This is a genomic window from Thauera butanivorans NBRC 103042, from assembly GCF_001591165.1.
Taxonomy (GTDB): domain Bacteria; phylum Pseudomonadota; class Gammaproteobacteria; order Burkholderiales; family Rhodocyclaceae; genus Thauera; species Thauera butanivorans.
On record NZ_BCUG01000031.1, the window covers coordinates 1 to 11,668 of the forward strand.

Annotated in this window: 8 protein-coding genes and 1 tRNA gene; 2 read left to right on the top strand and 7 right to left on the bottom strand. The window is 62.2% G+C overall.

Translation table 11 applies throughout. The features are described from left to right. Both TBU01S_RS13490 and TBU01S_RS13495 read left to right on the top strand, forming a co-directional pair. A partial coding sequence (locus tag TBU01S_RS13490) for a transporter-like protein (protein WP_217999615.1) occupies positions 1-351 on the top strand: 351 nt, incomplete at its 5' end. A gap of 17 nt (positions 352-368) precedes the next feature. Further along, positions 369-443, top strand: a tRNA-Arg gene (locus TBU01S_RS13495). A gap of 103 nt (positions 444-546) precedes the next feature. Here the strand turns inward: TBU01S_RS13495 and TBU01S_RS13500 are convergent. The 7 genes from TBU01S_RS13500 to TBU01S_RS13530 form a co-directional block, all read right to left on the bottom strand. Then, positions 547-1,356, bottom strand: a complete 810-nt coding sequence (locus TBU01S_RS13500; RefSeq protein WP_083953607.1) for a S1 family peptidase — start codon at positions 1,354-1,356, stop codon at positions 547-549. After that, entirely contained in the window at positions 1,353-2,243 is an 891-nt protein-coding gene (locus TBU01S_RS13505; protein ID WP_068637152.1) for a lytic transglycosylase domain-containing protein, read from the bottom strand. Before TBU01S_RS13505 ends, TBU01S_RS13500 begins: the two co-directional genes overlap by 4 nt. Positions 2,244-2,331: 88 nt before the next feature. Next, on the bottom strand, positions 2,332-3,612 hold the full coding sequence (locus TBU01S_RS13510) for a nucleotide sugar dehydrogenase (protein ID WP_068637153.1): 1,281 nt from the start codon (positions 3,610-3,612) through the stop codon (positions 2,332-2,334). A 47-nt stretch (positions 3,613-3,659) separates the two neighbouring features. Next, complete coding sequence (gene prsT, locus TBU01S_RS13515) at positions 3,660-6,464, bottom strand: XrtA/PEP-CTERM system TPR-repeat protein PrsT (protein ID WP_068637154.1); 2,805 nt, start codon at positions 6,462-6,464, stop codon at positions 3,660-3,662. Continuing rightward, positions 6,461-7,825: a PEP-CTERM-box response regulator transcription factor gene (gene prsR / locus TBU01S_RS13520; protein WP_068637155.1), complete on the bottom strand. Its 1,365-nt coding sequence runs from the start codon at positions 7,823-7,825 to the stop codon at positions 6,461-6,463. The genes prsT and prsR overlap by 4 nt, the downstream gene beginning before the upstream one ends. Further along, entirely contained in the window at positions 7,818-9,899 is a 2,082-nt protein-coding gene (gene prsK, locus TBU01S_RS13525) for an XrtA/PEP-CTERM system histidine kinase PrsK (RefSeq protein ID WP_068637156.1), read from the bottom strand. The genes prsR and prsK overlap by 8 nt, the downstream gene beginning before the upstream one ends. A gap of 72 nt (positions 9,900-9,971) precedes the next feature. Beyond that, positions 9,972-11,354 (bottom strand): TIGR03013 family XrtA/PEP-CTERM system glycosyltransferase, encoded by a 1,383-nt coding sequence (locus tag TBU01S_RS13530; RefSeq protein ID WP_068637157.1) that lies wholly within the window; start codon positions 11,352-11,354, stop codon positions 9,972-9,974. Positions 11,355-11,668 lie beyond the last annotated feature (314 nt).

An 11,668-nucleotide genomic window follows, 5' to 3' on the forward strand; every position in this document is an offset into this window, starting at 1 on the left:
GGCGGTACGACAGCGCTGGGGATGCTGTTCGGGCTGCCGCTCGACATCCGCCACATTGCCTTTTCCTCAGCCTATCTGGGTTACGCCTCGGCAGCGCTCGACTTCGCGCTGTCCTGGCAAGCGGCGATGCTGGGACTGTCCGGCGTGCTGCTGATCGGCCTGGTCAACCTGGTCGTCAGTTTCACGCTGACCCTGACCGTCGCCATGCGGGCACGCCGCATCAGCTTCGCCCAGGGCCGCAGCCTGGGCCGCATGCTGTTGCAGCGCCTCGCCCGCCGCCCGCAGGACTTCCTGCTGCCGCCGCTTCGCAATACGGCCGCCCCTCTTGGTGAGCCGCCGCCGAACGGCTAGAATGTGCGGTTCGTCGGCTCGTCATAGTTCAATGGATAGAACGGGCGCCTCCTAAGCGCCAGATCCAGGTTCGATTCCTGGTGACGGGACCACTTCAAAGCACCGAGCAGCACCCGGAAGCAGCACAAACCCGCGCAGCCACTGGCCCCGCGGGTTTTTGTTACGCCTGCCGCCACAGATGCAGCCCGGCATCGTTCAGGGGGCGTTCCCCAGCAGCCTGTGCAGATACTCCACGGGAATCGCATAACTGATCCCCGAGGGATCGGACAGCACGCTTTCCTTCGTCGATTTGACGAACACCATGTTGATGACGCCGATGACCTCCCCTGTCTTCGGGTCGAACACAGGGCTACCGCTATTGCCGGGATAAGCCGTGGCATCGAGTTGATAGACGCGGAACACGTCGTTGGCGAGCCGCCGGATGAGGGCGGGATTGAGATCGCGTGAATTGCCCTGGGGAATGCCGATCGGCGTGATCGCGGAGACGATGCCGCGATGCGTGACCGGCGTCATGCCCAGCACGGCACCGATGGGGAAGCCGGTAAATGCGATCTCCTGCCCTTCCTGCACCCGCTCCCGCGCAGCCAGCTTCAGGGCAGGCAGGGCCTCACCGCCTTCGAGCCGGAGCACGGCAAGGTCGCGGCTGCGTTCGCTGGCAACGCGGCTGACCTGCCGAACCGTCCCCTGCTGGTCCTTGCCGGGGACGACGATTACCAGCATTTCCATGTTCTCGCTTGCGATCGCTTCCGGAAGCACATGGGCATTGGTTGCAATCATGCGCCCATCGCCGACGACGAAGCCCGTGCCGCGAAACTGGAAGGCGGGGCTGCGGGTACGCTGATAGGTGCCGACCGCAACGACGGAAGGCTTGATGCCGGGCAGGATATCGACCAGATTAGCCCGCGCAAGCGCAGGAAATGCCGTCAGCGCAGCGAACGTACAAACCGATTGCAGCACCCGCCGGCGAATCCCGGCGTGCGCTGCGCGCTGCTGCTCAGCACTCATGTGCCGCTCCCTTTCTGTGCGGCCAGGCGCAGGTTGCGCAGCATCCGGCTGGGTGAGACGACGCTGCGGTCGTAGGGGTGATGTGCCTGCCCGACGTGGCGAAGGATACGTTCGACATATGCCTGCGTCTCACGATAAGGCGGCACGCCGCGATGGCGGTCGACCGCCCCTTCCCCCGCGTTGTAGGCAGCCGCGGCAAGGGCGACATCGCCTTCGAAATAGGCCAGCAACCAGCGCAGATAGGCCAGACCGCCACGAATGTTCTGCTCGGGATCGTAGGGCTTGCTGACGTTGAATCGCTCGGCGGTCTCCGGAATCAGTTGCATGACGCCCATCGCGTTCTTGGGCGACAGGGCCTGCGGATTCAGTGCCGACTCGGTCAGGCCGATGGCCAGCGCCAGTGCGGGCTGGATGCCGTACTTCGGCGAGAGCTCCGACAGCAGGCGGGCGATTTCGCGTCGCTCCGGCGACAGGCGTGCGATGAGGCCATCGATCGGCCAGCGCTCCCGCACCACGTCTGCCGGCCTGCGCAGGCATTCGGGCTTCGCGCGCGTGTCATCTCCCGTGTAGCGCAGCATCTTCCTGGCATGCTCGTGGCCCTTGCGGGCTGCCTGGGCAAACAAGGCACCAGCATAGGCGTCGTTGCGCTCGACGCCACGGCCATTGGCATACATCCAGCCCAGGGAGTACATCGCTTCGACGTCGCCCAGGCGAGCTGCTTCGCAATAGAGTCCGGCTGCGTAGGGCTGGTCACGCGGAACCCCTTCGCCATGCTCATAGCTCAGGGCTTCTCGCGCCAGATAGCGGGCCTGCTCGGCAAGGCGCTTGTCGATGGCAAACGCAGTTGGCACAGGCAGCGCGATCAAGAGTCCGAGCACCCATTTCATGCCATTCCAGAAAAATCCGGGATGGCCAAAACTGGAGCGGATCACTACGGACTGCTTCGTCATCGCTGCCTCCCCGATACGATGGCCCTTACAGGCGCCAGACAACTGCCCCTGCGGCCTCGAGCACCGCCGGATCGTAAGCCGATTTTACGTCGCTGAACACGCCACCGGGCGAGAGTTTTTGCAACAACTCGGCAACGGGCATGTCCAGGTACTGCTGGTGCGCCACCGCTGCCACGATGGCTTGCGCCTGCGGCAGCGTATCCCACGTGCAGAGGCTTACGCCGTATTCATGCTCGGCTTCGGCAGATTCGGCCACCGGGTCATGGACGTGGACCTTGCAGCCGTAGCTCTGTAGCTCGCGGATGACGTCGATGACCTTGCTGTTGCGCAGATCGGGGCAGTTTTCCTTGAAGGTCAGGCCGAGCACGACGACATCGGCGCCCTTGATGCTGGAGCCCGCGGCAATCATCTTCTTGACCGTCTGCTCGGCGACGTACTTGCCCATGCCATCGTTGATCCGGCGGCCGGCAAGGATGACCTGCGGGTGGTAGCCGAGCATTTCGGCCTTGTGCGTCAGATAGTAGGGATCGACGCCGATGCAATGGCCGCCGACGAGGCCGGGCCGGAACGGCAGGAAGTTCCATTTGGTACCGGCCGCCTTGAGCACTTCCAGCGTATCGATGCCGATCTTGTGGAAGATGACGGCCAATTCGTTCATCAGCGCGATGTTGAGATCGCGCTGGGTGTTTTCGATGACCTTCGCCGCTTCGGCAACCTTGATCGAGCTGGCCGGGCAGACGCCGGCGGTGATCACCGAACCGTATACCTGCGCCACCGTCTCCAGCGTCCGGGGCGTGTCGCCGGACACGACCTTGACGATCCTGGTCACCGTGCGTTCCTTGTCGCCCGGATTGATGCGCTCGGGCGAGTAGCCGACGAAGAAATCCTTCTTCCATTCCAGGCCGGATTCACGTTCGAGGATGGGAATGCAGACCTCTTCGGTGGCGCCGGGATAGACCGTGGACTCATAGACCACGATCGCCCCGCGCTTCATGTTGCGGCCGACGGTTTCGGACGACTTCACCAGCGGCGTCAGATCCGGCTGGTGCGCATCGTCGACCGGCGTGGGCACGGCGACGATGATGAAATCCGCTTCCTTCAGCACCGCAGGATCGGTATGGCAGCTCAGTCGAGTCGCCGCACGCAGATCTTCGGTGGCGACTTCGCCGGTCGGATCGATGAAATCGCGGTAGGCCGCAACCTTGTCGGCGGATAGATCGAAGCCGAGGGTTCTGTGCTTCTTGCCGAATTCGACGGCGAGCGGCAGTCCGACATAGCCGAGCCCGACGACAGCAATGGTGGTCATGGACAGATTCCTTGTTGCAAGGTATTCAAATCAAACGAAAAGGATCGTCAAAGCGAGTTCAACAGTTCGATCGCTTCCTTGTGCAGGGCGGTATTTTCCTGCAATTTGGGCATCAGCATGTCGAGCTCCTTGCGGGCGTCGTCCTTGCGGCCCAGCTTCGCATACGAGCGCGCCAGGCTCAGCCGCAACTGAGCGAGATCCGGAGCCAGCGACACCGCGCGCTGCAGGTTGGCCAAACCCTTGTCGGCCTGGCCATGATCGATCTGGATCACGCCCAGGGTATCGAGGATGGCGGCGTTGTCCGGTGCGAGGCTTAGTGCCCGCTCCGCATATTCGAGCGCCTTCGGATCCTTGACCTGGTTGGCGGCCCAGGCCAGGTTGTTGAGCACCATCGGGTTGTCGGGCGATATCTTCCTCATCACCTCGAAGCCATCGACTGCATCCGCATAACGGGTTTCACTCAGTGCACGCTCGGCCAGATAGCCTCTCATCACCAGGTCCTCCGGCTGTCGCTGCAGCCAGTCGGCGGCGAACTTGTCGGCCTCGCCTTTGCGCTCTGCGCGCATCAGCGCGGAATGCAGGCGAGCCGCGACATCGCCACCGCTTCTGCGCTCGAGGGCCTGGCGATATGCCGACGCAGCCTCGGCCCAGCGATTGCCGGCCGATTCGATCTCCGCCTCCAGCACGTAGCCGGCCGGGTTTTCGGCATGTTGCTTCTGCACCGCCTTGGCGACTTTCAGCGCGTCCTCACGCGCGCCGCGTTCGAGCATCAAACCTGCGAGCCGCTGCTGAGCATCGATCGAATCCGGCTGCACCGCCAGCGCCCTGCGCAACGCCTGTTCGGCTGCAGCATTGTCCTTCGCGCCCCGGTGCACGTCGGCCACCATGATCAAGGGTACTGCGGATTGCGGACGCAGCGTGGCCAGCCGGTTCAAGGAGGCTATGCCTTGCTGGGTTTCATTGGCCGCCAGTTGAGCACGGGCGAGCGCTTCGACCGCACGAACGTCGTTCGGGTTTGCTGCACTGAGTTTTTGTGCAGCAGCGAGCGCTTTCGGGAACTCCCGGTTGCGCAAGTGATGCTGGATGATCGCCAGGGCGGGCGCCATGGTTCCCGGCGCAGCCGCTTCTGCGCGTTCGAGCGTGGCAAGCACGTCGGCGGGTGCGGCACCGGTTGCGACCTGCAGGTCCGCCAGCGCGAGACGGGCCTCGGCGTTCTTTTCATTGCGATCGGCAATCGCGCGAATCCGTGCCAGCGCTTCCTCCGTCTTGCGCTCGCCGAGATCCAGGCGCGCAAGATTCACTGCAGCAGCGAGGAAATCGGCATTGAGCGACAAGGCTTTCTCGAACGCAGCCCGCGCGGCAGGAATGTCCTGCCTGGCCTGCATCACCCCGCCACGCAGGTTATACACGAGCGGATTCTGCGGCTGCTTGCGCTCCAACTCGGCCTGGGCCTCGAGCGCCTTCTCGGTGTCACCGCGCCGCAGGTAGGCTGCGACCAGGGCCAGGTCCGCCTGGATGGCAGAATCGTCCATCGTCGATGCGCTTTCGAAATCAGCCAGCGCGCCCTCTGCATCGCCACTGGCCAGACGGGCCGCGCCGAGACGCAAGCGGGCCCGAGGATCCTCTGGCGCAGCCTTGGCTGCACGCTCCAGGTAATCCTCAGCCTTGGCCAGATCGCCATTGGCGAGAAATACCTGTCCGGCCAATCCCAGCGTGCGTGCGTCGGCTGGCTGCGTCTCGAGCAGCGGCTGCAGCAGTTCGAGTGCGCGCGATGCTTCTCCCGAGGACAGATGGGACGTGATCAACAAAGTACGTGCCAATTGCTGGCCAGGGGCACGGCTGAGTACGGTGTTCAGGTGATTGCGGGCCTGCGCCTGGTCGTTGAGTTGCAGCAGCACCGAGCCGGCGAGCAGTTGCGCGGGCAGGAAGTTGGGCGCCTGTCTCAGCACCTGCGTCAGCAAATCGCGCGCTTCGGCCAGGCGGCCCTCGCGCGCATCCATGAAGGCCTGGAGATAGCGGGTCGACGGGTGGCTGGGTGCCGCCTTCTTCATCGCCTCGAAGTGCTTCACCCCTTCTTCGTATCGGCCGCTGCGAAACAGCAGCGAAACCAGCGCATAGTGATAGCCGACCTGGTTGGGGCTCAGGCGCACGGCCTCTTCCAGGGCTTTGAGCGCCTCTTCCTGCTTGCCTTGTGCCAGCAGGATGTCGGACAAGGCGGCCAACACATCGCCATTGTCGGGGCTGTGCGCGACGACGGCCTTGATGGCCTCCTCTGCTCCAGTCGGGTCGTTGCTGAAAAGACGGGCGCGCGCCAGGCCGATGCCGGCCTCGACATCGGCCGCGCGCAGCGTGAGCGCCTGTTGATAGGATCGAATGGCTTCCTGAACATTCGCCTTGCCGAAATGGGCATCGCCCACGGCCCCCAGCAGGCGCCCCTGCGCGGCATCCTCATCCAGTTTCACGTCGGCAAAATCGGCCAGTACGCGATCGAACTCGCCGGCACGGACTCTGGCCCTCGCCAGCAGAGGGACGACTTCGGTTCTGGCGTAGCCGAGATCGAAGGCATGCTGCAGCTCCTTGATCGCTCCCGCCGTATCGCCTTGCTGCAGATTGATGCGTCCCAGGAGAAAGCGAGCCTCGGCAAGGCCTCCATCCTCCTGCAGGGCATTCTTCAATTGAATGACTGCTGCATTGGTATCGTTGTTGGACAGATAGCCTTTCGCCGAAGCAAGCATCTGCTCCGGGCTGTCGCTGCAGGCACTCAACAAGGCGGCGGAAACCAGCGCCAGCGCCAGGCCCCGGGAACGCCCTCCCCAGGCCGAAATCCGCCCGCCCTCTGCAGTGTTGTTCACGATCCGTTCTCCTTCTTCAAACCGAAGCGATTCATCAAGTCGTAGAGTGAAGGACGGCTGATTCCAAGGACTTCAGCCGCCCGGGCAATGTTGTTGTTGGTTCGCGCGAGGACCCGCAGCACCGCCCGGCGCTCGGCCTCATCGCGGACCTGTCGCAGGTTGAGATGCCCGAGATCCTCCTCGACCGTCTCGAAGCCGAGATCGTCCGCGGTGATGCGGTTGCCATCGGCCATGATGACCGCGCGCTTGAGGCAGTTTTCCAGCTCCCGCACATTGCCGGGCCATGGATGAGCCTCGATTGCGTTGATCGCATCGTCGGTCAATGTCATCGAACCGCGCCCGTTCTCGCGCGCATAACGCTGCACGAAGGCATGGGAAAGTAGTACGGCATCGCCTTCCCGTTCACGCAACGGGGGAATGTCGATGATGATCTCAGCAAGGCGGTAATAGAGATCCTCACGGAACGCACCCGCCTTGATCTGCTCCTTCAGATCCCGGTGCGTGGCACACACGATCCGGACATCGACCGGAATTTCGTCGCGCCCTCCCACCCGCTCGATGACCCGTTCCTGCAGGAAGCGCAGCAGCTTGGCCTGCAAGGGCATCGGCAAATCACCGATTTCATCGAGGAACAGAGTGCCCTTGTTGGCAGTCTCGATCTTGCCGAGCGTCTGCTTCACCGCTCCGGTGAATGCGCCCTTCTCGTAGCCGAACAGCTCGCTTTCCAGCAAGGTTTCCGGAATGGCTGCGCAGTTGATTGCCACGAAACGCTCGGCAGAACGCGACGACAGCGCGTGCAGAGCACGCGCAAGCACTTCCTTGCCGGTTCCACTTTCGCCCAACAGGGCGACGGTGACCGATGCCGAAGCAAGCTTCTCGATCGTGCGGCAGATCTTGAGCATCCCGGGATCGCGCGTCAGCAGGCCGGACAGGGGGCTGGTCCCCATTGCCGACAGGCGTGCATTCTCGAGTTGCAGGTCGTGCATCCGGAATGCCCGCTCGATGGTGAGCGACAGCAGTTCGGGTTCGAAGGGCTTGGCGAAGAAGTCGTATGCCCCCAGCCCGATCGCCTTGACCGCATTCTCACGATCATGCTGGCCGGTCAGCACGATCACCTTGGTGTCCGGCGCCAGCACGAGGATTTCGCGCAACAGCCGAAACCCTTCGGTGACATCGTCAGGCGCTGGCGGCAGCCCCAAATCCATGGTCACCACTGCGGGTTCATGGCGACGCACCTGCGCAATCGCGCTTTCCCTGTCGTCTGCAACGACGGTTTCACAGGCATCGAAGGCCCAACGCATCTGCTTCTGCAGCGCAGGATCGTCCTCGACGATCAATAGCGTCCGCTGCTTTTCAGGCATGAATTTCACTGGCTCCGTCTTGTAGATCCTGCCGCCCATCCGACAAGCATGGTAACAGGATGGTTGCTCGCGTCCCCCGTCCGACTTCGCTTTCGAACTGGAGGTCGCCACCGATCTCGTTCAGATACTGGCGGGTCTCGAACACGCCTATGCCCATGCCGCTGGCTTTGGTCGTCTGGAACGGACGGGACAGGCGGTCGCGAAGGAAATCGGCTGACATGCCGCACCCCGTATCTGCAATCACCAGACTCGCCCTGCCGTCACCGGCAAGACTGAGCTGAGCGGTCACCTTACCATCCTCATTTGTGGCATCCAGTGCATTTTGCACGACATGGCCGATGATTCTCTCCAGACGCTCGCGATGAGCCAGCACCATCGCCTGGCGGGGAAGCGGGTCGAGCAACTGGACCACGGGCGACTGGCAGCGCTTCGATTCGCAGACGCTGCGCAGAATCTGCACGATGTCGACACCACGGGGCGAATCGATCGGGCGCTTCTCCTGCAACTGCGTCATCAGCCCCCTCATCCGCGACTCCACATGCGAAACAGTCTCGAGCATGTCCTGCTGGAATTCGGGCTTGTGTCCGTGGCGCTCCGCGTTCTTGAGCATCAGCGACAGTTGCGCGACGAGATTCTTCAGATCGTGCACGATGAAGGCCGACATTCGATTGAAGGAGTCGAACTTGCGGGCTTCGAGCAGGGCCTCCGCAGCAAGCATCCGCTCGAGATAGCCTGCGGCCTGCCGCTGGGCCGTCTTCAGCAGGTCGAGCACCTCCCAATCCACATCGAATGGCGCACGAGGCGTTGCCAACACGACGAAACCAAGCAGCGAATCCGTGCTCCTGAGGGGGATGACGAGCCACGCATCCGGCAAGCTGGAGAGCCAGTCCGGCAACACCAGGCCGTCGTAGTGCCGGGGACGACTCCGGTACTCCTCGAGATCGATGATCCATTCGCGTTCATCGAGAAAGCGGCACAGTTCAGAATCCATCGACTCGATGACATCGGCCGCCGGACGGTTCAGGCGAGCATAAGGCGCGAATTTGCCGTAGCTGTCGCGCAGCCACAATGCTCCACCGGGGCTCTCGACCAGATCCGACAGTGCCTTGACGACCGACTGCCCGAGGTCGAGCCCCTTGTCCGCCGAAGCCAGAGCCTGGGTGAAACGCAGCCATTCGGTACGATAGTCGTAGCGATACGGGAAAAGGTGCTTGCTGAGCAGAACTTTCAGGCGCGCCCGCTGTGATCCGGAAAAAAGCAGCGCCCCGAGCAGCACGAGGCCGCCGAAAAGCAGGGCCATCTGCAACGCCCGCCCCCAGCTCTCTCCAAAATAACGTACGTAATAGGCCACCCCGGCGATCACCAGCAGATAGATCCCGGCAGCGGCGAGAGCTGCAGAATGGAACACGACTTCCCGCGACACTGCCATGCGCAGCGTCCAGGTCGGACTGCGCGTTCCCGAAAGCGCGATCAATGGTATCAGCAGAGCATGCGCCACACCCCGAACCGCAATGACATCAACATCGATCCGATTGAACAAGGCCGCATCGGCAAACAGGTACAGCTCGAAGATGTATCCGGCTCCAAGTCCGATGCACAGGGGCTTGATACCCCATCGGGATGCATCGGGAAGCGCCCGATAGAGGTGCTCGATGAACATCAGCCCCACTACCGCATGCGCAAGCCAGGCAACCAGGATCGGCCGAATCGGCAGCACGATACCCGGCATGAACACTTCGAAAGCCAGTGAAGCCAGTTGGCTTCCAACAACCCCTGCGGCGAGATACGCAGGCCATCTCACGCGTGTGCCCCACAAGGGGCGCATCAGGACGATGAGAAAGACGAACCATGCAGCACCGCGAAGGCAGTCGAGCAGAACACCCAGCACCGGCCATGGGGCATCCGTAAAATAGACGGAGCTCGCTTCGGTCGCCGCCCACAGGCAGGACAGCACGACCGCAACCAGGAGAACGCCTCCCGGAAGCCCTCCTCGCCATGCGAAGAAGACATAAAGCCCGAAGAAAAAGAAGGCCAGCGCCGCAGTGCCGTACCCCCAAAAGGCAAGCTGCAGCACTTCAGATCTCTCGTTTCAGATCGGCGACAGCCAATACGCCTTCGCCTTCAACCGGAGTTCGCCCGGTGCATCTCAATGGGCCCCCTCGCCCGTCAGAACGACGCGAACCGTTTCGAAAAGCACGAGGATGTCGAGAACGAGCGTATGGTTCTTGACGTAGTAAAGATCGTACTGAAGCTTCTCCATCGCATCATCGACAGAGGCACCATACTGGTAACGAACCTGGGCCCAACCCGTCACACCAGGCTTGACGCAATGCCGGACGTTGTAGAAAGGGATTTCCCGTGCCAACTGGTCGACGAAGAAGGGGCGCTCGGGCCTCGGCCCGACCATGCTCATGTCGCCGACAAGCACATTGAACAGTTGAGGAAGTTCATCGATCCGCAGCTTGCGGATCACACGCCCGACCTTGGTCACACGGTCATCATTGGACGTTGCCCAACGCGGCTTGCCGTCCTTTTCCGCATCACGACGCATGCTGCGAAACTTGGTTACGCGCACAATCCGGCCACCCAGTCCGACCCTCTCCTGACGATAGAACACCGGAGCGCCATCCTCGATGAGGATGAGCAGCATCGTCACGAGCATGATCGGCATGGCCAGGATCAGCAACAGCAAGGCTGCACAGATGTCGAACACACGCTTCACGAAGGTGCGGATCAAACCCTGCCGGAAACCGTCACCATAGATCAGCCAACTCGCCCTGAGCGAATCGAGCTTCACCTGCCCCTGGACCCTTTCGAAAAAGGATGACAGATCGGCAATGCGGACGCCTTCGAGCTTGCAGTCCAGCAGTTCACGAAGAGGCAGCACACCGCCGCGCCGCTCGCGCACGGCAACGATGATCTCATTGACCTTCAAGGTCCTGACGACATCGAGCAAGCCCTGCACCGGCAGGACCTGCCTCGCATCGACTTCGAGCTTTTCGTCCCCGCCGCTGCGCAGAAAGCCGACGACTTCGACGCTACGCTGCAACGGGCGAGTCAGGTCGCGATAGACTTGGGCAGCATCAGCCCCGGTACCGATGATCAGCACACGCGGAGAAAACAGGCCGGAAGCCTGCCTCTGGTTGATCAAGCCCCGCATCAGCAGCAAGGAGGACAGCAGCAGCACGACTGTCCATTGCAGGGAATGCGGCGCCATCTCGGCCCAGGGCAGCAGCCCGAAAACGCCATAGGCCACAGGGATGCTGACCAGCAGCGACAGGGCAACACGGGCAAACGCCTGCCGCTTGCAGCGCTGCAGTACAGGACGATAAAGCCCCATTGCGGTATTCAGCCCGACCATCAGCAACGCAAAGATCAAGGCGGATGGAGCAAAGACAGCCCAATCGGGAACCCCGGGCGGCGCAAGCAAGATGACCGTGCCCAACACGACGAGAAACAGCAGCAGGGCATCGAACAACACCTGTTGTAGCGTGTGAGACGGAAGATAGTGACTGAAGATCTTCAGCATCGTTTACCCCAGACTGAACCCATTCACTTTGGAGCTCCCTCGCACCCGACATGAGCGCAAGCAGCTTCTTGACAGACTATCCGACTGACACCCTACAAGCACGTTAAACCCATCACATCTACGGCATCACAGGCCATGCCAAGAGCCATGAATGCAAAGCAACTTTGTATGTTATCACGACATTTCAACGCCCCTCAGTCAGCGGGTCTCCAGTCGCTGTTTCCGGTCATAGGCTGGCCAGCCAGTTGACTGGGCAGGTTTTCCAGCCATGTGGCGCACGCAAGTGCCTCGAAGTGTAGGGCCGTAGACGCACG

Excerpts from the sequence above, each read along its gene's own strand:
- TBU01S_RS13500 (WP_083953607.1), bottom strand. The coding sequence starts at position 1,356 with ATGAGTGCTGAGCAGCAGCGCGCAGCGCACGCCGGGATTCGCCGGCGG.
- TBU01S_RS13505 (WP_068637152.1), bottom strand. The coding sequence starts at position 2,243 with ATGAAATGGGTGCTCGGACTCTTGATCGCGCTGCCTGTGCCAACTGCG.
- TBU01S_RS13510 (WP_068637153.1), bottom strand. The coding sequence starts at position 3,612 with ATGACCACCATTGCTGTCGTCGGGCTCGGCTATGTCGGACTGCCGCTC.
- prsR (WP_068637155.1), bottom strand. The coding sequence starts at position 7,825 with ATGCCTGAAAAGCAGCGGACGCTATTGATCGTCGAGGACGATCCTGCG.
- TBU01S_RS13530 (WP_068637157.1), bottom strand. The coding sequence starts at position 11,354 with ATGCTGAAGATCTTCAGTCACTATCTTCCGTCTCACACGCTACAACAG.